The sequence below is a fragment of the Xanthobacter sp. 126 genome (assembly GCF_000526175.1).
Classification (GTDB): domain Bacteria; phylum Pseudomonadota; class Alphaproteobacteria; order Rhizobiales; family Xanthobacteraceae; genus Xanthobacter; species Xanthobacter aminoxidans.
On sequence record NZ_JAFO01000001.1, the window covers coordinates 5,293,986 to 5,313,600 of the forward strand.

At 68.0% G+C, this 19,615-nt stretch carries 21 protein-coding genes; 9 read left to right on the forward strand and 12 right to left on the reverse strand.

From position 1 onward, the window contains the following. Positions 1-2: 2 nt before the first annotated feature. Positions 3-629 (reverse strand): hypothetical protein, encoded by a 627-nt coding sequence (locus tag XAN126_RS0125030; RefSeq protein WP_024281291.1) that lies wholly within the window; start codon positions 627-629, stop codon positions 3-5. 72 nt (positions 630-701) lie between these two features. Here XAN126_RS0125030 and XAN126_RS0125035 point away from each other — a divergent pair, with 72 nt between their 5' ends. Continuing rightward, positions 702-1,256, forward strand: a complete 555-nt coding sequence (locus XAN126_RS0125035; protein WP_024281292.1) for a DUF2975 domain-containing protein — start codon at positions 702-704, stop codon at positions 1,254-1,256. Between the two features lie 22 nt (positions 1,257-1,278). Further along, the gene (locus tag XAN126_RS0125040) at positions 1,279-1,518 is read left to right on the forward strand and encodes a helix-turn-helix transcriptional regulator (RefSeq protein ID WP_024281293.1); all 240 of its coding nucleotides are present in this window, start codon (positions 1,279-1,281) and stop codon (positions 1,516-1,518) included. A 15-nt stretch (positions 1,519-1,533) separates the two neighbouring features. On the opposite strand, the gene XAN126_RS0125045 is transcribed toward XAN126_RS0125040, so the two are convergent. Further along, positions 1,534-1,866 carry a helix-turn-helix domain-containing protein gene (locus tag XAN126_RS0125045; protein ID WP_051460996.1) on the reverse strand — a complete coding sequence of 111 codons (333 nt, stop codon included), beginning with the start codon at positions 1,864-1,866 and terminating at the stop codon, positions 1,534-1,536. Between the two features lie 225 nt (positions 1,867-2,091). On the opposite strand from XAN126_RS0125045, the gene XAN126_RS0125050 reads away from it, so the two are divergent. Beyond that, on the forward strand, positions 2,092-2,928 hold the full coding sequence (locus XAN126_RS0125050; protein WP_024281295.1) for an SDR family oxidoreductase: 837 nt from the start codon (positions 2,092-2,094) through the stop codon (positions 2,926-2,928). Positions 2,929-2,934: 6 nt separating this feature from the next. On the opposite strand, the gene XAN126_RS0125055 is transcribed toward XAN126_RS0125050, so the two are convergent. From XAN126_RS0125055 to XAN126_RS27415, 3 genes are all read right to left on the reverse strand, one after another. After that, positions 2,935-3,369 carry a GNAT family N-acetyltransferase gene (locus XAN126_RS0125055; protein ID WP_024281296.1) on the reverse strand — a complete coding sequence of 145 codons (435 nt, stop codon included), beginning with the start codon at positions 3,367-3,369 and terminating at the stop codon, positions 2,935-2,937. A 29-nt stretch (positions 3,370-3,398) separates the two neighbouring features. Then, complete coding sequence (locus XAN126_RS0125060; RefSeq protein WP_024281297.1) at positions 3,399-5,090, reverse strand: acyl-CoA dehydrogenase family protein; 1,692 nt, start codon at positions 5,088-5,090, stop codon at positions 3,399-3,401. 204 nt (positions 5,091-5,294) lie between these two features. Then, positions 5,295-6,497, reverse strand: coding sequence for an FUSC family protein (locus XAN126_RS27415; RefSeq protein ID WP_024281298.1), 1,203 nt, complete (start codon positions 6,495-6,497; stop codon positions 5,295-5,297). A 157-nt stretch (positions 6,498-6,654) separates the two neighbouring features. Here XAN126_RS27415 and XAN126_RS0125070 point away from each other — a divergent pair, with 157 nt between their 5' ends. Together XAN126_RS0125070 and XAN126_RS0125075 are read left to right on the forward strand one after the other, a co-directional pair. Continuing rightward, complete coding sequence (locus tag XAN126_RS0125070; RefSeq protein WP_029877728.1) at positions 6,655-7,527, forward strand: YihY/virulence factor BrkB family protein; 873 nt, start codon at positions 6,655-6,657, stop codon at positions 7,525-7,527. A 7-nt stretch (positions 7,528-7,534) separates the two neighbouring features. Further along, complete coding sequence (locus XAN126_RS0125075; RefSeq protein WP_024281300.1) at positions 7,535-8,011, forward strand: MmcB family DNA repair protein; 477 nt, start codon at positions 7,535-7,537, stop codon at positions 8,009-8,011. A 9-nt stretch (positions 8,012-8,020) separates the two neighbouring features. Here XAN126_RS0125075 and XAN126_RS0125080 read toward each other — a convergent pair whose 3' ends face one another. Continuing rightward, complete coding sequence (locus XAN126_RS0125080; protein ID WP_024281301.1) at positions 8,021-8,740, reverse strand: helix-turn-helix transcriptional regulator; 720 nt, start codon at positions 8,738-8,740, stop codon at positions 8,021-8,023. A gap of 123 nt (positions 8,741-8,863) precedes the next feature. Here XAN126_RS0125080 and XAN126_RS0125085 point away from each other — a divergent pair, with 123 nt between their 5' ends. Next, on the forward strand, positions 8,864-9,757 hold the full coding sequence (locus tag XAN126_RS0125085; RefSeq protein ID WP_024281302.1) for an EamA family transporter: 894 nt from the start codon (positions 8,864-8,866) through the stop codon (positions 9,755-9,757). 33 nt (positions 9,758-9,790) lie between these two features. Here XAN126_RS0125085 and XAN126_RS0125090 read toward each other — a convergent pair whose 3' ends face one another. Continuing rightward, positions 9,791-10,339, reverse strand: a complete 549-nt coding sequence (locus XAN126_RS0125090) for an ActR/PrrA/RegA family redox response regulator transcription factor (protein WP_024281303.1) — start codon at positions 10,337-10,339, stop codon at positions 9,791-9,793. An 80-nt stretch (positions 10,340-10,419) separates the two neighbouring features. Next, the gene (locus XAN126_RS0125095) at positions 10,420-11,760 is read right to left on the reverse strand and encodes an ActS/PrrB/RegB family redox-sensitive histidine kinase (RefSeq protein WP_024281304.1); all 1,341 of its coding nucleotides are present in this window, start codon (positions 11,758-11,760) and stop codon (positions 10,420-10,422) included. Positions 11,761-11,948: 188 nt separating this feature from the next. Here XAN126_RS0125095 and phaZ point away from each other — a divergent pair, with 188 nt between their 5' ends. Continuing rightward, positions 11,949-13,373: a polyhydroxyalkanoate depolymerase gene (phaZ, locus tag XAN126_RS0125100; protein WP_024281305.1), complete on the forward strand. Its 1,425-nt coding sequence runs from the start codon at positions 11,949-11,951 to the stop codon at positions 13,371-13,373. A gap of 61 nt (positions 13,374-13,434) precedes the next feature. Beyond that, positions 13,435-14,205, forward strand: a complete 771-nt coding sequence (locus tag XAN126_RS0125105) for a SprT family zinc-dependent metalloprotease (RefSeq protein WP_024281306.1) — start codon at positions 13,435-13,437, stop codon at positions 14,203-14,205. A gap of 14 nt (positions 14,206-14,219) precedes the next feature. Here the strand turns inward: XAN126_RS0125105 and XAN126_RS0125110 are convergent, their stop codons facing one another. From XAN126_RS0125110 to XAN126_RS0125120, 3 genes are all read right to left on the reverse strand, one after another. Beyond that, positions 14,220-14,630, reverse strand: coding sequence for a DoxX family protein (locus XAN126_RS0125110; protein WP_024281307.1), 411 nt, complete (start codon positions 14,628-14,630; stop codon positions 14,220-14,222). Between the two features lie 99 nt (positions 14,631-14,729). After that, positions 14,730-15,782, reverse strand: a complete 1,053-nt coding sequence (locus XAN126_RS0125115; RefSeq protein WP_024281308.1) for an AbrB family transcriptional regulator — start codon at positions 15,780-15,782, stop codon at positions 14,730-14,732. Positions 15,783-15,799: 17 nt separating this feature from the next. After that, the gene (locus XAN126_RS0125120; RefSeq protein ID WP_024281309.1) at positions 15,800-17,050 is read right to left on the reverse strand and encodes a pyridoxal phosphate-dependent aminotransferase; all 1,251 of its coding nucleotides are present in this window, start codon (positions 17,048-17,050) and stop codon (positions 15,800-15,802) included. Between the two features lie 274 nt (positions 17,051-17,324). Between XAN126_RS0125120 and XAN126_RS0125125 the strand changes: the two genes are divergently transcribed. After that, entirely contained in the window at positions 17,325-17,927 is a 603-nt protein-coding gene (locus tag XAN126_RS0125125; RefSeq protein WP_024281310.1) for a malonic semialdehyde reductase, read from the forward strand. Positions 17,928-18,004: 77 nt separating this feature from the next. Here XAN126_RS0125125 and XAN126_RS0125130 read toward each other — a convergent pair whose 3' ends face one another. Further along, positions 18,005-19,612, reverse strand: coding sequence for an ABC transporter substrate-binding protein (locus XAN126_RS0125130; protein WP_029877732.1), 1,608 nt, complete (start codon positions 19,610-19,612; stop codon positions 18,005-18,007). Positions 19,613-19,615: the final 3 nt, after the last annotated feature.

Genomic DNA, 19,615 nt, shown 5'->3' on the forward strand with positions numbered 1-19,615 from the left:
CTTCAATTGGCGCAGGGCTTCATGGCGCTCTCGTCGGAGCCGGCTTGGGCCAGCAGCGTTCGCAGATCGATGTCCTGGATCAACGTCACGAAATTGCCGCCCGGCTTCAGCCTGAGATAGGTGCTGAGCAGCAGCGGGCCGGCCGGCAGCGCGCTGCGCACGCATCCCTCCGCCGACACCGCGAGCGATCCGCTGGCGCGCCGCCCCTTCGCCAGCTCGTCCGATTTCAGCGCCAGCGCCTCGCTGCGCGCCGCCTCCAGCTTGCGCCGGCCCTCGTCGGTCAGGCGGAACAGGGTGATGCGCATGCCCGCGCGCTCCTCCTCCTTGAGCGCCGCGAGGGCCTTCGGGTCCGTCTCCACCTCCAGCGTCGCCCGTACGGTTGTCTTGCGGGCCTCATCGCCCTGGCGCCAATAGGACATGACCACGAACGCCCCGCCGGGCACGGCCACGATCTCCTTGGGCGCACGCACCGCCGCGCGCAGGACGGTCAGATCAGCCGTTTCGAGATCGAGGGTGGCCAGCTGCGGCAGGGAGCTGACGGGAACATGGGAGCAGGCGCCCACGCAAAGAACGGCCACCAGCAAGGCGAGCGTCCGCACGGGGCGCGAGAGGGCGAGAAAGAAACGCATCCGATCTCTCATTTTGGGTTGAATAATTACTGTTTTACGATAAAAAATGAATGCGTCAAGGAAAGCTCTTTCATGCCATCAGATCGCATCGACCCCAAACTTCACCGCGTGGTGCGCCTCGGCCGCACCCTCTCGATCGCTACCCTCGTGATCCTTCTGCTGCTGATGGCGTCCGGCCTCGGCATCTGGCTGTCGCCGGGATTGGTGGAACGGGTGATCGTCCCGCGCATCGGCCTCGCCGGGCATCCCGTCGCCCTCGATGGCGCGAGCCTGTCCGCCGGCCTCGCGATTTCCGCGATCCCGCTGGGCATCCTGGCCTACGGCCTGCTTCAGGTGCGCCAGATCTTCCGCGATTTTGGCCGCGGCGAGATCATCTCCGCCTTGCTGGCGGTGCGGCTGGAGCGCTTCGGCGCGGCGGTGGCGCTCCAGGGCCTGATCGCCCCCTTCATCGGGGCGGCGCTGAGCATCGCCCTCACCCTCAACAATCCGCCGGGCTCGCGCGCTATCGCCGTCTCGATCTCCAGCCACGACGTGGTGGCGGTGATCGTCGGCCTGCTCGTCATCGGGGTGGGGGCGGTCATGCGCGAGGCGGCGCGCATCGCCGAAGAAAACGCGAGCTTCGTCTGAGCGGGGAGGCTATGGGAGCACCATGCCCATCATCGTCAATCTCGACGTGATGCTGGCGCGCCGCAAGATGCGTTCGCGCGAGCTTGCCGAGCGCATCGGCATCACCGAGCAGAACGTTTCCCTGCTCAAATCCGGCAAGGTGCGCGGCGTGCGCTTCGACACGCTGGCGCGCATCTGCGAAACCCTCGGCTGCCAGCCCGGCGACATTCTGGAATATGTGCCGGGGAAAGAGGATGAGGCGGACGAGGGGGCGGCGAACTAGTGGCGCGCCGCGCCGTCAGCCCGGATCGCCCACCGCCCGCGTGTCATAGGCGGCCTGGGCGGCGAGCACCGCGTCCATGTTGCGCTCGGCCCAGTGGGCGATGGCCGCCACCGCGTCGGTCAGCGTCCGGCCGAGGGGCGTCAGCGCATACTCGACCGTGACCGGCACCGTGGGGAAAACCGCCCGCGAGAGGAGCCCGTCGCGCTCCAGCTTCTTCAGCGTCTGCGACAGCACCTTCTGCGAGATGCCCTTGATGTCCCGCCTGAGGTGATTGAACCGCACCGGCCCGTCACGCAACCGGTCCAGGATCAGCACCGCCCATTTGTCGGCGATGCGGTCCAGCACCATGCGCGTGGGGCATCGCGCCTCATAGACGTCGAGGGGCCAGGTGAGACGACAGCTCTCGCCGGCCGGCTCCGGCCCGTCCTGCGGTTTCCCGGAAGTGACCATGTGAGTTCAAAGTGCTCTCTTTTGGGCTCGCTAGACCAAGAGTATGTATCCGATCGGAAGCTGGTTTCCAATGGAAACCTATCTTACGCCCCGCCGTCGGTGCGGACGAAGAGGAGAGCGATCATGTCGGGTCAGATTCTGGTTTTCGCGGCCAACGGCAATGTGGGCCAGCCGCTGGTCGAGGCCCTTCTCGCGAAGGGGGAACAGGTGAAGGCCGCCTCCCGCGCGGGCAAGGCCGTGGGCGGCGCGCAGGGTGTCGCCATCGACATGGACGATCCATCCACCTTTGCGGACGCCTTTACCGGGGTCGACCGCCTCTTCCTGCTCGCTCCCACCGGCTCCCTCGACATCACCGGCCGCCTTCTGCCGGTGATTGAGGCGGCGTCCGCCCGCAAGGTGAAGGTGGTGCTGATGACCGCGCTCGGCGTCGATGCGGACGACGCCATCCCCTACCGGCAGGTGGAACTGGCGCTGGAGCGCTCGGGCACGCCGTTCGTGATCGTGCGGCCGAACTGGTTCGCGGACAATTTCCACACCTTCTGGAAGGCCGGCATCGACCACGGCGTGATTGCCGTTCCCGCCGCTGACGGCAAGACGAGCTTCATCGACGCCCGCGACATCGCCGAAAGCGCGGCGGCCGCCCTGACCACGGATCGTTTCGATGGGAAGGCCTTCAACCTCACCGGCCCCGAGGCGCTGACCTATGGCGAGGCGGCGGCCATCCTCTCGCGGGTGACGGGCAAGCCCATCGCCTATACGGCGGTGAGCGACGATGCCTTCGTCGGCATCCTCACGGGGGCGGGCGTGCCGGAGCCCTATGCGCGCTTCCTCGCCACGCTCTTCCACCCCGTCCGCGAGGGCTGGACGGCGCGCGTCACCGGCGACGTGGAGACACTGACGGGCCATGCGCCGCGTTCGCTCGCGATCTATGCGCGGGACAATGCCGCGCGGCTCGCCTGAGCCGCGTCACAGGTCCATGCGGTAGCGGACGAAATCGTCCGCCGCGACGAAGCTGTCGTAGAGCCGGCGGGCGGGGTTGTCCTGCCGCGTGTGCCAGTAGAGGCGCGACCAGCCCCTCTCCCTGCCGAGGCGGACGAGATCCGCGATCAGCGCCCGGCCGATCCCGCCGCCGCGGCAGGCGGGATCCACGAACAGGTCTTCCAGATAGCAGACGGGGTTGGCGACCCAGGTGCCCTCGTGCAGGACGCTGTTGGAGAAGCCGACCGGCTCGCCGCCGCGCCGTGCGATGCGGCCGATGACCGGCACCGAGGGATCAAGGATGCGCGCCCAGGTGCGGGCGGTGATATCCGCCCCCACCTCGGTCTCGTAGAAAGCGTTGTAGCCCGCCCACAGGCGACGCCATGCGGCCTCGTCCTCAGGCCGGGCGTCGGCGATCAGCATGGCCTCGCCGATCCCCGCGCCCTGCCCGCTCAATTGCCCCCGTCCAGGAGGCGGCGGGCGATGACCTGCGCCTGGATCTCCGCCGCGCCCTCGAAGATGTTGAGGATGCGGGCATCGCACAGGATGCGCGACACCGGATATTCCAGCGCGAAGCCGTTACCGCCGTGGATCTGCAAGGCGTTGTCCGCCGCCGCCCAGGCGACGCGCGCGCCGAGCAGCTTGGACATGCCGGCCTCGAGATCGGTGCGGCGCCCCTCGTCCTTGGCGCGGGCGGCGAAATAGGTGATCTGGCGGGCGATCATGGTCTCCACCGCCATCATCACGATCTTGTCGGCGACGCGGGGGAAATTGATGAGCGACTTGCCGAACTGGATGCGCTCCTCGGCATATTTCAGGCCCACCTCCATGGCCGCCTGGGCGACGCCAACGGCGCGGGCAGCGGTTTGGATGCGGGCGCTCTCGAAGGTGGTCATGAGCTGCTTGAAGCCCTGCCCCTCCTCGCCGCCGAGCAGGTTCTTCGCCGGCACGGTGAAGCCGTCGAAGCCGATCTCGTATTCCTTCATGCCGCGATAGCCGAGTACCTCGATCTCGCCGCCGGTCATGCCCTCGGCCGGGAACGGGTTCTCGTCGGAGCCGCGCGGCTTCTCGGCGAGCAGGATGGAGAGGCCCTTGTAGCCGGGCTCGGCCGGATTGGTGCGCACCAGCAGGGTCATGATGTCGGCGCGGACCGGATGGGTGATCCAGGTCTTGTTGCCGTTGACCTTGTAGACATCTCCCTCCTTCACTGCGCGGGTGCGCAGCGAGGCGAGGTCGGAGCCGGTGTTGGGCTCGGTGAACACCGCCGTGGGCAGGATCTCGCCCGAGGCCAGCTTGGGCAGATAGTGCGCCTTCTGGTCATCGGTGCCGCCGGCGAGGATCAGCTCCGCCGCAATCTCCGAGCGGGTGCCGAGCGAGCCGACGCCGATATAGCCGCGCGACAGCTCCTCGGTGACGACGCACATGGCCTCCTTCGGCAGGCCGAGGCCGCCGAACTCCTCGGGGATGGTGAGGCCGAACACGCCCATTTCCGAGAGCTGGGAGATGATCTCCAGCGGGATGTACTCGTTCTTCAGGTGCCACTCGTGGGCATGGGGAGCGACTTCCGCCTCCACGAAACGATGCATCTCGGTGCGCATCGCCTCCGTGGTCTCGTCGAGGCCCGCCTCGCCGATGGTGCCGGCGAGATGCGCGTCGCGGATGATGTCGGCGAGCGCGGCACGGCTGGCCGCCGTGTTGCCGTTCTCCACCAGCGCCGCGATGGCGGGCTCGGCGGCCAGCGCCGCAATGGTCGCGCCGGAGACATAGAGATCGGGGAGCCGGACGATCTCGCCCTGGCTCATGGGAATGCCGCCGAGGATCTGCGCGACGTACTCGCCGAGGCCGATCTGCACGATCAGCTTCTCGGTGTCGCCGAACTTGCCCATCTCGGTCAGGCGGTCGGCATAGTGCACCAGCTCGCGCACGGAGAAGACGTAAGTCGCGAGCCAGGCGAGGCCGTGGGTGGCGCGCTGCTCCTTCTCCAGCAGAGCGGAAGAGATGCGCCCGCCGTCCGTCACCTTTGCCTTCACCAGCGAGGTCGCCTCGGCCAGCAGCTTCTCCAGGCTGTCGGTCGCGACACGCCCGAGCGCCACGGCGTCGAATTCCCCGGTGGGCACGGACTGAACGGCGGCGCTGGCGGACATGAACTCTCCCCCTTGATTGTGCGTTGCGCAATTGACCTATCCTTGCCCCGGAACCGGGCCAAGGCAACGCCTGATTACGAAAGCCGGGACCGGCCCGGATCAGACACCGCACCGCAAATGGTGCGGCGCATGCGCCTTGATACGGCATCCGCCGCCACGGTCGATCCGACTTTCGCCGTGAGGGGGCGGAGCGGGAGCCGGCCGTCAGGGCGTCTCGCTTTGCACCTCGGCGAGGCGGGCGGCGAGCTCCTCGAGGTTCTCGCGCATGTGGACGCAGGCCGAGACCGCCGAGAACAGGGCCGTCAGCGTCTCCGAGCCCACCGCACCGAAGGCGCCCTGGGTATTCAGCTCCTCCACGCGCCCCTCCAGCGCCGCCACGGCCGCGCTGGCCGCATCGGCACGGGTGGCAAGGTCGGCAACGGGCAGGCCGTCCAGCCGGTCGGCGATGGCTGACATCTGGGCGGAGAGCGTCGTCGTCGCGGCCGTGAGGGCCGCAGAGACGAGGCCGGCGACGGGCTCGTCCAGCGGCCGGTCGGCGTTGCGCAGCAGGATGATGGCGGAATGCCACAGTCGCCGGGCACCGCGCACGACAGGCGCGGGATCGGTCTGGGTGGTCAGGCGCCCGGCCTGCTCCGCCCGCACCTCCACGAGGCGCAGGTCGGCCGCGCGCAAAGCGAGACGCGCCCCGCCGTTGAGCTGGTCGATGACCGATGGATCGATCCCCTGCCCCAGCAGGCCGCCGCGTCCGAGGTCCAGCAGCCGCGCGGTCAGCCGCAGCGCCTTGGCACAATGGGGAAACAGCTTCCCCAGCGCCCGCTCGGGCAGGATGAGGATGGCGCACAGGAGGCCCACCGCCCCGCCCAGCGTGATTTCCGCCACCCGCGTCAGCCCAGCCAGCCACGGCGCGACATCGCCCGGATGGGCCAGCATGACGATGATGACCGTCACCGGCGCCAGCTTGAAGCTGGGCGAGCGGGCGGCCATGGCCGCAGCGATGAACAGCGCCAGCGACAGCACCATCAGCGTCTGGATCTGGGATGGTCCGGCCACCATCGCCCCCGCGACGCCGACGACGCCGCCCGCCAGCGTGCCCAGCGCCCGGTCGATGGCCACCGACAGGCTGGCGCCCAATGTCGCCTGCACCACGAGCACGGCCGTGAGCACCGCCCAATAGCCGTTGGGCAGGGAGAACTGCTCCGCCAGAAGATAGGTGACAATGCCGGCGATGGTGGCCCGAAGCGCGAGCTTGAGGTGGGCGAGGGCGATGACCTTGCCCAGCCGATCCCGCAGCGTGGGAACGCCCGATGCGGCTTCCGGCGTTGCATCCTCGGGCGCGACCTCTGAACGCCCGGCGGCCGGGGATTCAGCCGGTGGCGGTTCAGCCGGGGAATTGGGCTGGCGCGGCATGGGAGATCTCGGCGGGTCCGGACGCCGGATCAGATGGCGCCGTGTCCTCGCTGTCTAGCCGAAGGGGCCGGCCGCCACCAGCCGGACGGTGGACGGGCACGGGCGGCGCTTGCCATTCCGGCCGGAAAGCCCGATTTGACTTGAAACGGGAGACCACATGCTGCGGCGCATCTACCATATCGTTCTGGATGCGTTCTGGACGTTCTCCGCCGATGACGGCTGGGCCATCGCCAGCCATATCGCCTTGTCCGCGCTCATGTCCCTGTTCCCGTTCCTCATCTTCGTCACCGCTCTCGCCGGCTTCCTCGACCTTCGCCCGCTGGCGCAGGAGACCATCCAGCTCATCCTGGAGACCTGGCCGGAGCAGGTGGCCGGGCCCATCTCCCGCGAGATCTACAACGTGGTGAACCAGGTGCGCACGGACGTGCTCACCTATGGCGTCGTCCTCGCCCTCTATTTCTCCTCCAACGGCATCGAGAGCCTGCGCATCGGCCTCAACCGCGCGTATGGCATGAAGGAGATGCGCGCCTGGTACTGGCTCCGGCTGGAATCCATCGGCTACGTGCTGATCGCCGCCGCCGCCATGCTGGCCCTCTCCTTCCTCGTGGTGCTGGGGCCGCTGCTGTGGCAGACGGCAGTGGCGCAGGTGCCTGCGCTGGCGCCCTTTTCCCGCGTCATCACGCTGCTGCGCTTCGGGGCCACCTCCATCATTCTGGTGGTGTCCCTGCTGGTGGCGCACCTGTGGCTACCGGCGGGGCGGCGCAAGCTCGCCGAGGTCGCCCCCGGCATTCTGGTGACGCTGGTCATGTGGCTGGTGGCGGCCACCGCCTTCGGCTTCTATCTGGCGGAATTCCCGGCCAACTACGTGACCACCTATGCCGGCCTCGCCTCGGTGATGATCGCGCTGGTCTTCCTCTACCTCACCGCGTCCATCTTCGTGTTCGGCGGCGAACTCAACGCCGCCATCAAGCGCGCCTTCTCACCCCCATCCTCCATCGAGGAGCCCGAGGCGATGAAGGCGCTGTCCTGAGGCGGCCATGCGCGCGCTCCTGCCCGAGCCGCGGCCGGACGGCCGCCAGTCGGAGACCGCAAGGGCGGTCCAGCGCGGGGTGCTGCGCCATCTGGCGCTGGCCGGCATGGCCGGGCTGCCGGAATTCTCGCTGGTCAGCGGACGGCGGGCCGACATTCTCGCCATGGGGCCGAAGGGCGAGATCACCATCATCGAGATCAAGTCGTCGGTGATCGACTTTCGCACCGATGCCAAATGGCACGAATACAGGGATTTCTGTGACCGGCTGATGTTCGCGGTGCCGATGGACTTTCCCGTCGAGATTCTGCCCGAGGAGACCGGCCTGTTCGTCGCCGACGCCTTCGGCGCCGAATGCCTGAGGCCCGCGCCGCTCCATCCTTTGCCGGCCGCGACACGCAAGGCGCTGACCCTGCGTTTCGCCCGCGCCGCAGCCACGCGCCTCGCCGTGCTCTACGACCCGGACCTGCTGCGCGCGGACGTGTAGCGATTGCAGTTACGCCACCGGTGGGTCGCGCCAGCCCGCCGGGAGGCCGAAGGCGCTGGAAAAGCCGCGTTCTCCAGCCGGAGACAAGCGCAGCGCGCGGCTGTCGGTCGCGCGGTGCACCCATCCAAGATCCAGCGCGCGCTCCAGCAGCGCACCACCCAGGCGACCGGCAAGATGGGGCCGGCGCTCGCTCCAGTCGAGGCAGGTGCGGCAGAGCGGCCGCCGACCTATGACCACATCATCAAGCGCAAGGCCGAAATCGCAGAAGAGGCGGCGGCCCGTGTCGGTCACCAGTCCGGCACCGTCGGCGATCAGAACGTGGCCGTTGGTGCAGAGGCTGTCGGCGAGGGCCACGGCAAGGCGGCCGGCCATGTGGTCGTAGCAGGTGCGGGCGAGCCGCAGCGCGGCATCTCTGGGACCGATGGGACGATGGCGCTTCGGCCCGCCCGCCGCGACGGTCATCAAAGCGTGGAGCGCCTGCGCCACCTCTGCCGAGGCGAGGCGGTAGTAGCGGTGGCGCCCCTGTTTCTCCACCTTGACCAGTTCCGCTTCGGCGAGCCGCGCCAGATGGCCGCTCGTGGTCTGCGGCGTCACGCCGGCGCGATGTGCCAGTTCGCCCGCCGTCAGCGCCTGCCCGCCCATCAATGCCGAGAGGATGTTGGCGCGCGCCACGTCGCCGATCAGGCGGGCGACTTCGGCAACGGTATTTCCCGAAACCATGTTCGACATGCCGGAAAGCTAGCGGCCCGCACCGCCCGCGTCACCGCCGGATGCTTCGGCCGCCGCCGAAGCATGCCCGCGCCTTCGCCCGCTAGAGAGGCCGTGGAATTTCCAGTGAGGGACGCGATCACAATGGCTGGCAGGACACGCTTCGGTATCGAGTTGCTTTTGCTTCTGGTCCTCTCGACGCTCTGGGGTGCGTCCTACACCTTCATCAAGATCGGGGTGGAAACCATCCCGCCGCTGACCTTCATCGCCGCCCGAACCCTGATCGCCGGAGCCCTCCTCGCGGTCATCCTCCGGGCGCGCGGCATGCGGCTGCCGCAGGATCGGGCCACCTGGGCGCGCTTCCTGTTCCAGGCCGGGCTGAACAGTGTCGTGCCGTTCACCCTGATCGCCTGGGCCGAGCAGTCCGTGGACGCGGGCGTCGCCACCATCCTCAACGCCACCTCCCCCATCTTCGCCTTCCTGCTGACGGCCCTCGTGACCCGGCATGAAGCCGTGACCGCCCGCAAGCTCCTCGGCGTTGCGGCAGGTCTTGCGGGGACGGGCTTCATCGTCGGCTTCGGGGCTCTGGAGGGATTTGGCCAGCAAGTGTGGGCCCAGCTCGCCATCGTCGCGGCGACGGTCTGCTATGCCGGCGCCGCCATATTCGGCAGGTCGTTCAAGGGGCTCGACCCGATGATGCCAGCGGCGGGCTCCCTGCTCTGCGGCGCGGCGGTGCTCCTGCCGGTCAGCATCGCGGTGGACCGGCCCTGGACGCTGGCACCGAGCGCCAGCTCCCTCGTCGCGCTGGGGCTGCTGTCGGTCTTCTCGACCGCGCTCGCGTTCGTCATCTATTTCCGGCTGGTGCGGACGCTCGGCTCCATCGGCACCACGGCGCAGGCCTATCTCAGGGTGCCCATCGGCGTGGCGATCGGCGTCCTGTGCCTTGGCGAGACGCTGGCACCGGACGCCTGGATCGGGCTCGCCTGCGTAGTTGCGGGCGTCGTCGCCATGACGTGGCCGACGCGCAAGACGGCATGACTGCAAAGACCCGCTCTTGCCGAGCGGGCTCCGCTAGCGCGGCGCCCTTTTGGCCAGAATCCGCTGCAGGGTGCGGCGGTGCATGGAGAGGCGGCGGGCGGTCTCGGAGACGTTGCGGCCGCACAACTCATACACCCGCTGGATGTGTTCCCAGCGCACCCGGTCCGCCGACATGGGGTTCTCGGGCGGGGTAGGCTTGTGATCGGCATTGGCGAGCAGCGCCGCCACCACATCGTCCGCATCGGCGGGCTTGGCGAGATAGTCCACGGCACCGAGCTTCACGGCCGTGACGGCGGTGGCGATGTTGCCGTAGCCGGTGAGGACGATGGCGCGGGCGCCGGGTCGGTGCTTCTTAAGCGCGGAGATGACGTCGAGACCGGTACCGTCGCCGAGCCGCATGTCCACCACCGCATAAGCGGGGGCCGAGGTTTCGACGCGGGCGAGGCCGTCCGCCACCGTCTCGGCGGTGGCCACCTCGAAGCCGCGGGCCTCCATGGCCCGCGCGAGGCGCTGGAGGAAGGACCGATCATCGTCGACGATCAGAACCGACCGGTCGTCCCCCACCTCAGGCATCTCGTTCATCGCGTCTTCCTCAATCCCTCATCGGCAATGCCGGCAAACAAGCACGAGCTCCGGGGCTTTTACGCCGATACGCCCGTAGATTAATCCAATGCGCGTCCCTTTGTCGCGTCCCCATCCACCTCGATCGCCAGCGCCTTGCGCGGCCAGTGGATGCCGATAACCGCGCCGGTGGCCGGCGGAATGCGGTTTTCAAACGTCAGATTGGCCCCGGTGCGTTCCAGAAGCGTCTTGGCGATGAAGAAGCCGAGACCGAGACCGCTTTCCGCCTCAAGGTCGGCATCCTGCCGCTCGCGGGCGCGGGAGGTGACGTAAGGCTGGCCGATGCGCCCGGAAATCTCCGGCGAGAACCCCGGCCCGTCGTCGGCGACAACGATGTCGAGGCCCGACGGGGTCCATTGGGCGCTGATGTCCACGCGCGTCGCGGCGAAATCGACCGCATTCTCCACGAGGTTGCCGAGGCCATAGAGCAGCCCGGGATTGCGGGCGATGACCGGGGCGTCGGGATCATCCTTCACCGAGACCGCGATGGTGATGCCGAAATTGCGGTGCGGCTCCACCACCTCCTCCAGCAGCAAAGCCAGCGGCATGCGGTCGAACGGCGCGTCGCCGGACCTGAGCGAGGTCAGCGTCTGCAGGATGTCGCGACAGCGCGCCACCTGGTCGCGCAGCAGCGCCACGTCCTCGCTGTAGGGGCTGTTGTCGCCGATGGAGCGGTGCATCTCCTTCACCACCAGGGCGATGGTGGAGAGTGGCGTGCCCAATTCGTGGGCAGCAGCTGCGGCAAGGCCATCGATGGCCGTGAGGTGCTGCTCGCGGGCCAGCACCAGCTCTGTGGCCGCCAAAGCATCGGCCAGTTCCCGCGCCTCCTCCGCCACCCGCCACGCATGCATGCCGATGAACCCCACCGCCACCGACAGGGACACCCAGATACCGGCGAGGTAAAGGTCCGGCAGCACCGGCACATCGGGACCGGCCCACGGCAGCGGCCGGGTCCACAGGCCCACGGAGCCGGCGCAGGCGACGGCAAGAATGCCGAGCAACACCGTCGTGCTCCAGGCGAGCGCGGTGGCCGAGATCATCACCGGCGCGAGATAAAGCAGCACGAACGGGTTCTTCAGCCCGCCGGTAAGGTACAGCAAGGCCGTAAGCTGGAGCACGTCATAGGCGAGCAGCGGACCTGCCGCAGCGTCGCCGAGCCGGCGGGCGACGGGATACTTGACCCGCAGGAGCACGTTCACCAGCGCCGAGAGGCCGACCACCGCGAGGCAGGACGTCAGCGGCAGGGGGAAGCCGAGGCCGAGATTGACCACGACCAGCGCCGCAATTTGGCCGGAAATCGCCAGCCAGCGCAGGCGAATCAGGGTGTCGAGGCGCAGGCCGAACGATCTGCCATGGGGCGGCGTTACAAAGGCGGTGGTCATGGAGTAGCGATTCCGGTGTCCCGATGTGTGGAAGCGAGCCTCACGAAAGGGAATAGTGACCCTACTGCCATAGCAGCGGAACAATAGCGGCCTATGTCTTTTGTCGGCATTGACCAACCTTGGAAGTCGGCTCACGCTTGCGTCAACGTGCCGCCTTTCTAGGCAGCCAGTAACGGTGAGGACCACTCATGGCAATCGGCGAGTTCGCAAGTGCTACCCGGCTGCCGCGTCAAGGCGACGTTGGGCTCTCGACTCCGCTCTATTGGATGTACGAGATGGGCTATGCTGCGCTCAACCCATCCCGGGCCATGGCGGACGCCAGCCGGCTGTTCCTGAAAAATCCGATCAACCCGGTCTCGCATACCACCATCGGCAAGTCCATGGCGGCCGCGTGCGAGTTGTTCGAGCGCACCACCCGCCGCTACGGCAAGCCGGACTGGGGCATCACCCACACCTCGGCGGCCGGCCAGACGGTGCCGGTGCACGTGAACACGGTGTGGGAGCGGCCGTTCTGCCGGCTGCTGCATTTCGAGCGCGCGTTCGAATATCCGCCGCGCCGTCCGCAGCCGCGCCTGCTCATCGTAGCCCCGGTGTCCGGCCATCACGCCACGCTGCTGCGCGGCACGGTCGAGGCCATGCTGCCCACCCACGACGTCTACGTGACCGACTGGATCGACGCGAAGCTGGTGCCCATGTCGGAAGGCCGCTTCAGCCTGTCCGACTACGTGGACTACCTCATCTCCATCTTCCACCGCATGGGCGGCAACTGCCACGTCATGGCCGTCTGCCAGCCGGCGGTGCCGGTGATGATGGCCATCGCCCGCATGGAAGCGGAGGAAGATCCCTTCGTCCCCAAGTCCATGGTGCTCATGGGCGGCCCCATCGATACCCGCGAGGCCCCCACCGCAGTGAACACGCTGGCCCAGGACCGCGGCATCGAATGGTTCCGCCGCAACGTCATCACCACCGTGCCGTGGCCGCATCCCGGCGCGCTGCGCGAGGTCTATCCGGGCTTCCTGCAGCTCAACGGCTTCATGTCCATGAACCTCGACCGGCACCTGCAGGCCCATTGGGACCTGTTCCGGCACCTGGTGAAGGGCGACGGCGACTCGGCCGAGAAGCACCGCGATTTCTACGACGAGTATCTCGCCGTCATGGACCTGACCGCGGATTTCTACCTGGAAACTGTGGAGAATGTCTTCATCACCCACGCTTTGCCCAAGGGTGAGATCATGCATCATTCGCAGGTGGTGAAGCCGGACCTTATCCATCGCGTCGCGCTGATGACGGTGGAAGGCGAGAAGGACGACATCTCCGGCATCGGCCAGACCAAGGCTGCGCACAAGCTGTGCCCGCGGATCCCCGAGGACATGCGCGCCCATTGGGAGCAGCCGGGCGTCGGCCATTACGGCGTTTTCAACGGCTCGCGCTTCCGCTCGGAGATCGCGCCGCGCATTTCCGACTTCATCCTCTCCCAGGAATTCCGCAAGGATGGACGGGCCCGACCCATGCCGGCCCGCCCGGCGCCGGAGGCCGCGGGGGAGGAAGAGCCGGACGTGTTCGCCCTCAACAAGAATGTGACCGCGCTTTATCCCCGGATTGCGCCGACTTAGTGCTGGCGGCGCGGCGAAATTCTTGGGAAGATGCCGGAGGTAACTTCGCCCCGGCTGCCCAATGCTGTTTCGCCGCCAGACTCGCAATGAGGACCGCAAATCGTCGCTGACGCCCGGCGTCGAGACGATCGAGCTGTTGCTTGACGACGAGACGTTGCGGGTCGCGGTTCGCCGCCATCCCCAGGCGCGCCGGCTCACGCTCAGGGTGCGGGCGACCTCTCGGGACGTGACCCTCACCGCCCCGCCCCATGTGGCGCTCTCCTTCGCCCGTGCCTTCGTGGAACGGCATCGCGAATGGGTGCGCGTGCGCCTCGTGCGCCTGCCGGAGGTAGTGCCGTTCGAGGATGGCGCTGTCATTCCCCTGCGCGGCGAGCCGCACCGCGTCGCCCACCGCCCCGATGCGCGCGGAACGGTGTGGATCGAGCCAGCCGTGCGCGGCCTGCCCGCCCTCTGCGTCGCCGGCGAGGCGCCGCACATCGCACGGCGCGTGCAGGACTTCCTGAAGAAGGAGGCGCGGCGCGACCTTGCCGCTGCAGTGAAGCACTATACGCAGGCCCTCGGGGTCGAGGTCGGACGGCTCACGCTGCGCGACACGGCGAGCCGCTGGGGCTCCTGCTCAGCGCGCGGCGACCTCTCCTTTTCCTGGCGGCTGATCCTCGCGCCGGCGTTCGTGCTCGACTATCTCGCGGCCCATGAGGTGGCGCACCGGCTCGAAATGAACCATGGGGTGCGCTTCTGGCGGCTGGTGGAGCAGGTCTGCCCCAACCGCAAGGAAGCGGAGGCGTGGCTGAGGCGCCACGGCTCCGAACTCCATCGCTATGGCGAAGGCTGAGCTTCGCGGCGTCCTCAGGCGACCTTCTTGCGGCCGAGGCTGATCGCGCCGGGACCGGCGGCGAAATAGATCAGCAATCCGCCGATGATGCCCACGTTCTTGAGGAACTGGGTCTGCTGCGCCGCCTGGGCTGCGGCATCGGGGAAGGTCCAGAACATGTGCGAGATCATCGTCGCGACGACCGTGAAGCCCGCCATCCAGATGGCGGTCGCCCGCGGAAACAGACCGACGATGAGCAGCAGCGGCCCGACGACCTCGGTCGCGGCCGCGATCGGCGCGAGCACCTGCGGCAGGAGAACTCCCTTGCCGGCCAGAAAACCGGTGAAGCCGGAGAGATTGCTGAGCTTGCTGATGCCCGAGGGCAGGAACAGGGCCGCAAGGAAGATCCGTCCCACAAGCAGGGCGAGGTCATCAAGGGTACGCAAGGCGTCATCTCCAACACACACTTCCCCATGCGGAAGCCCGGCGAGTGTGTGATACCGCCGACGCTGCACTGCAACATCGGACAGGGAGGTTTCAGGACACTATTGCGTGTGGTCCCGCCCCGCCTCCTCGGCGGCGGCGAACATCAGCCGGGCCGCCACGGGGAGCGCAACCGACAGTCCTGCAAAGCGGAAAAGATGGTGCGCGCTCATGAAGGCCGGGTCGTAGCCCATGGCGAAGCCAAGGGCCGTCATGGCCTCGAGCGCCCCCGGCGCGAAGGCCGTGACCAGCTTGCCGAGATCGTCGCCCGTCAGCCATGCGGCCAGCAAGGCGAACAGGGTGGAGATCGCCACCGCCACCAGAAAGGCCCCGAGCGAGGCGAGCACATAGGCCCGGATGGTGGCGAGCGACGTGCCGATGAAGCGCACGCCCACGCTGCCCCCCAGCACCACGAAGGCCGGGATGAGCAGTTCCGCCGGCAGCACAGCGGTGGACAGGCGGGTGGCGTGAAGCACGGCGCTGCCGGCGAGCGCACCGAGGATCAGGCCGCCCGGTAGCTTCAACCGCGCCGCGAGCAGGGCCGCGCCGGTGCAGACGACGAAGAGGACGACAATCTCGCCGAGGGTCGAGACGTGGGGCGGTGGCGGCACGCCGCCCGCCGTCATGCCCAGTGCCGCCAGCACGTTGGGCAGGGCCGCCACCAGCAGGAACAGCCGCAGCGTCTGGGCGAAGGCGACCTGCCGCAGGTCCGCGCTGGTATCTGCCGCCATGGCGACCACGGTGCCGAAGGCGCCGGGCGCGGAGGCCCAGAAGGCGCTTTCCCGGCTCCAGCCGGCCACGCGGGTGAGGAAGAGCGTGCCGCCCGCCATGGTGCCGAGCACGCTTGCGCCGAGACAGGCCATGCTCACCGGCCAGGTGGCAGCGCGTGCGAAGGTCTCCGGCGTCAGCATGGTGCCCATGGAGGTGCCGAGCACCACGAACGCGAGGAAGCGCAGCCATTCCGGCACGTCGATGCGCACGCCCGCCAGCGCGAGGCCGATGCAGGCGACCAGCGAGCCCGAGATCCACGCCGCCGGCAGGCCCAGAAGCGCGAATATCCCGCCGCCGAGGGCGCCGGCCCCCAGCGTCACCGCCGCCGAGGCGGCCGAGCGCATCCTGAAAGGCAATCCCCTCACGCGGCGTCCGATCCCGCAGGCGGGGTCCGTTCCAGCCGAGTCCCCTCCAGCCACGCCACAAGGCGCCGGCTCGCCTCGGCGAGCTGGGCATCGCCCCGCGCGAAGCACAGGCGCATGAAGCCGTCGCCACCGAGGCCGAAGGCGGTGCCGGGGGCAAGGCCCACATTGGCCTCGTCCACCAAAGTGAGGCCCAGGCTGCGCACGTCGCGCCGCCCCTCGATGCCGAAGAACAGATAGAAGGCGCCGGGTGGCTTCACGAGGTCCACGCGACCGGTGGCGAGCAGCGCATTGCCCACGAGGTCACGGCCGCGGCGGGCGCGGGCGATCTGCTCGGCGACGAACGGCTCGCCCTGTTCCAGCGCCGCGATGGCGCCGCGCTGCATGAAGGCGGCAACGCCGGAGGTGGAATACTGGATGAGGTTCTCGATGATCTGACCAAGGCGCGGGTGCGCCTCCAGCCAGCCGATGCGCCAGCCGGTCATGGCCCAGTTCTTCGAGAAGGTCTGGACGAAGAGGATGTGGTCCTCCTCATCCATGATGTCGTGGAAGGAGGGCGCCCGCCCCTCCTCGCCATAATAGAAGCGGCCGTAGATCTCGTCGGCGATGATCCACAGGCCGTGGCGGCGAGCGAGCGAAAGCACCGCCTTCAGGTCGTCCAGCGTCGCCACGAAGCCGGTGGGGTTGGCCGGCGTGTTGAGGAAGATGGCGCGGGTTGCGGGCGTCACCGCCGCGGCGAGCCGGTCGTGATCGAGGGTGAAGCCCTCCGGCCCGTAATTGAAGGGCACGTAGACGGGGCGCGCGCCCGCCTTCTGCGCCGCAGCCGCGGCGTTGGGCCAGGTGGGGGAGGGAATGAGCACCTCGTCCCCCGCCCCGGCCACCAGGGCCACGGCCACATGGATCGCCTGCATCCCCGAGCCGGTGACGAAATAGCGCTCGGGCGTTTCCGGCACGCCGTAGAGGGCGCTCATGTAACGGGCGATGGCGGCCCGCAGCTCCGGCAGGCCGCGCTGCCAGGTGTAGAAGGTCTCGCCGGCGTGGAGGGCGGCGGCCGCCGCCTCGCAGATAAAAGGCGGGGTGGGCACATCGCCCTCGCCGGCCCACAGCGGGATCATGCCGGGCCGGTCGCGGCCGTAATTCATCACCTCGACGATCCCGCTTTCGGGCAGCGCGCGGACATGCTCGCGCACGCGCTCCAGATAGGGATCTTCCACGGGCAAGGCGGAAACGGGCGCAGCAGGGGACATCATGACTTGCTCGCGGGCACGAAGCGGGGTGGCGGCGCGGAGGGAAACCGGCGGGTGCGCCGGCGCGACTTATAGAGCCTCGGCGCGCCCGTGCGCCATCAAATGAAGTGGCAATCGGATCAGTCCCGGTGATGAATCGCGCCTCCCGTTGCGGCATTGCACGGATGCAATGGCTTCTTGCGAAGCGGGGCCGTTGCCGGTGCGGGGGTGGAGTTCTACGTCCTCAGCACCACACGCGCACCTTTGCGCGCCCGCCGGTTCAAACAGGATGCCCCCCATGTCGCAGACCGTCACCCCGGCCATCGATGCCGCTGCCATCGACCGCCTGTTCCTTTCCGCCCGCACCCAGAATGGCTGGACCGATGCCCCGGTCAGCGAGGCGGAAGTGCGCGCCCTCTATGATCTGGTGAAGTACGGCCCGACCTCCGCCAACACCCAGCCGGCCCGCTACGTGTTCCTCACCACCCCGGAAGCCAAGGAGCGCCTGCGCCCTGCCCTGCCGGAGAGCAACCACAAGATCCTGGCCGCGCCGGTGGTGGCCATCATCGGCTACGCCCTCGACTTCCACGACAAGATCCCCGAGCTGTTTCCGCACTACCCGCAGTTCCGCGACCTGTTCATCAACAATCCCGGGATGATCGAGCCCCACGCCTTCCGCAATTCCTCGCTGCAGGGCGCCTATCTCATGCTCGCCGCCCGCGCGCTCGGCCTTGATGTCGGCCCCATCTCCGGCTTCGACGCGGCGAAGGTGGATGCGGAATTCTTCCCCGGTGGCACCACCAAGACCAATTTCATCGCGGCCATCGGCCATGGCGATGCCTCCAAGGTGATGCCCCGCCTGCCGCGCCTCGCCTTCGAGGACGCGGCGCAGATCCTCTGATCGGACTTCCAGAATAAAAAAGGGCGCCCCGCGGGGCGCCCTTTGCGTTTGGGCCCAAGGCCTCAGTTGAGAAGGCCTCAGTTGAGGCCGATGGTGGTGAGGTCCTGGAACCAGTGCTGGGCCTGCACGAAGCTCTTCACCTTGGGGGAGAGGGCGTGCGGGTTCACGTCGTGCACCACCCAGACCAGAACGGCGTCGTCCACCACCTGCTGGTGCACCTGGGCGAGCAATTCGTCCTGCTTCTTGGTGTCGAAGGTGCGCTTCGCCTCGTCGATGAGGGCGTCGACCTTGGGGTTCGAGTAATAGCCCCAGTTCACGCCCACCGGCGCCACCTGCCGCGAATCGAAGAAGCGGATGAGGGCATAGAGCGGGTCGGAGGTGACATAGGCGATGTTGTTCGAGGTGATGCCCTCGTTCATCGGGTCCTTCGCCCCCTTGCGCCAGGCGGTGTAGAGCGCTTCCAGCTCCACCACCTTGAACTCCACGTCGATGCCGATCTCCTTGAAGCTCGCCTGCAGGAACTCGTTCATGGGCAGGGACAGCATCTGTCCGGTGCCGCCGGCGGCAATGATGAAGGTGGTCTTGAGCGGCTTTTCCTTGGAGTAGCCCGCCTCCTGCACCAGCTTCTTGGCGGCCTCTGGATCATACTTGAGGTCGAACGTGGGCTTGCCGAACCACGGGCTGGTCTTGTCCACCTGCCCCTTGGCTGGCTGGGCGAGTCCGTTCATCAGCTCCACCACGCCATCGCGATCCACCGCAAGGTTCAGCGCCTTGCGCAGGCGGATGTCCGTCCAGGGCGAGCCGGGCAGCACGGAAAGGTGATAGTTCCACACGTGCGGCGTGACGTTGGTCACGATCTTCATGCCGGCCGACTTCAGCTGCGGCACGGCGTCTGGCGCCGGCGTCTCGATGAGGTCCACCTGCCCGGCGAGCAGCGCGTTGGTGCGGGTCAGCGCCTCCGGCATGGGGATGAGGATCATCCGGTCGGTCTTGGGCAGGCGGGACTTGTCCCAGTAGTCGGGGTTCTTGACCAGCTCCAGCCGCTCGCGCGGCACCAGCTTGTCCTGCTTGAAGGGACCGGTGCCGGAGGGGTTCTGGGCGAACTTGTCCCAGTCCTTGCCGAGCTTCTCGTACTGGGCCGGGCTCGACACCAGGAACCAGAGCATCTGGTAGGGGAAGAACGAATCCACGTCCTTGGTGGTGATCTCCACCGTCATGTCGTCCACCTTGCGCCAGGAGGCGATGGACGGCAGGCGGGTCTTCACCTGGGCGGACTGGCGCTTGTCGAACTGGGGTGCCTTCTCGTCCAGCACCTTGTCGAGGTTCCACACCACGGCATCGGCATTGAAGTCCGAGCCGTCGTGGAACTTCACGCCCTTGCGCAGGGTGAACAGCCACTTCTTGGGATCGGCCGGGTCCACCTTCCACTCGGTGGCGAGGCCGGGCACCAGCTTGCCGGGCCGGTCGGCCACGTTCATTTCCCAGGCGACCAGCGGGTCGTACAGGGTGTAGCCGGTGAATTGATAGGCACCTGCCCCACGATCAGGCTGACCGGTGGTCTGCGGAATGTCCGCCATGGAGATGCCATAGCGGACCACGCTCTCCGCGCCCGCCGGCGCCGCCCCGGCAAGACCGAGGAAAAGCGCGGCGGCAAGAGAGGTTCGAAGCGTCCGGAAACGCAGCATCTA

Coding starts and splice junctions, on each gene's coding strand:
- XAN126_RS0125125 (WP_024281310.1), top strand. CDS start 17,325: ATGTCGCAGACCGTCACCCCGGCCATCGATGCCGCTGCCATCGACCGC.
- XAN126_RS0125075 (WP_024281300.1), top strand. CDS start 7,535: ATGCGCGCGCTCCTGCCCGAGCCGCGGCCGGACGGCCGCCAGTCGGAG.
- XAN126_RS27415 (WP_024281298.1), bottom strand. CDS start 6,497: ATGCCGCGCCAGCCCAATTCCCCGGCTGAACCGCCACCGGCTGAATCC.
- XAN126_RS0125060 (WP_024281297.1), bottom strand. CDS start 5,090: ATGTCCGCCAGCGCCGCCGTTCAGTCCGTGCCCACCGGGGAATTCGAC.
- XAN126_RS0125095 (WP_024281304.1), bottom strand. CDS start 11,760: ATGACCACCGCCTTTGTAACGCCGCCCCATGGCAGATCGTTCGGCCTG.
- XAN126_RS0125055 (WP_024281296.1), bottom strand. CDS start 3,369: ATGCTGATCGCCGACGCCCGGCCTGAGGACGAGGCCGCATGGCGTCGC.
- XAN126_RS0125080 (WP_024281301.1), bottom strand. CDS start 8,740: ATGTCGAACATGGTTTCGGGAAATACCGTTGCCGAAGTCGCCCGCCTG.
- XAN126_RS0125120 (WP_024281309.1), bottom strand. CDS start 17,050: ATGATGTCCCCTGCTGCGCCCGTTTCCGCCTTGCCCGTGGAAGATCCC.
- XAN126_RS0125115 (WP_024281308.1), bottom strand. CDS start 15,782: ATGCGCTCGGCCGCCTCGGCGGCGGTGACGCTGGGGGCCGGCGCCCTC.
- XAN126_RS0125130 (WP_029877732.1), bottom strand. CDS start 19,612: ATGCTGCGTTTCCGGACGCTTCGAACCTCTCTTGCCGCCGCGCTTTTC.
- XAN126_RS0125030 (WP_024281291.1), bottom strand. CDS start 629: ATGCGTTTCTTTCTCGCCCTCTCGCGCCCCGTGCGGACGCTCGCCTTG.
- XAN126_RS0125105 (WP_024281306.1), top strand. CDS start 13,435: ATGCTGTTTCGCCGCCAGACTCGCAATGAGGACCGCAAATCGTCGCTG.
- XAN126_RS0125070 (WP_029877728.1), top strand. CDS start 6,655: ATGCTGCGGCGCATCTACCATATCGTTCTGGATGCGTTCTGGACGTTC.
- XAN126_RS0125045 (WP_051460996.1), bottom strand. CDS start 1,866: ATGGTGCTGGACCGCATCGCCGACAAATGGGCGGTGCTGATCCTGGAC.
- XAN126_RS0125050 (WP_024281295.1), top strand. CDS start 2,092: ATGTCGGGTCAGATTCTGGTTTTCGCGGCCAACGGCAATGTGGGCCAG.
- XAN126_RS0125090 (WP_024281303.1), bottom strand. CDS start 10,339: ATGAACGAGATGCCTGAGGTGGGGGACGACCGGTCGGTTCTGATCGTC.
- phaZ (WP_024281305.1), top strand. CDS start 11,949: ATGGCAATCGGCGAGTTCGCAAGTGCTACCCGGCTGCCGCGTCAAGGC.
- XAN126_RS0125085 (WP_024281302.1), top strand. CDS start 8,864: ATGGCTGGCAGGACACGCTTCGGTATCGAGTTGCTTTTGCTTCTGGTC.
- XAN126_RS0125035 (WP_024281292.1), top strand. CDS start 702: ATGCCATCAGATCGCATCGACCCCAAACTTCACCGCGTGGTGCGCCTC.
- XAN126_RS0125040 (WP_024281293.1), top strand. CDS start 1,279: ATGCCCATCATCGTCAATCTCGACGTGATGCTGGCGCGCCGCAAGATG.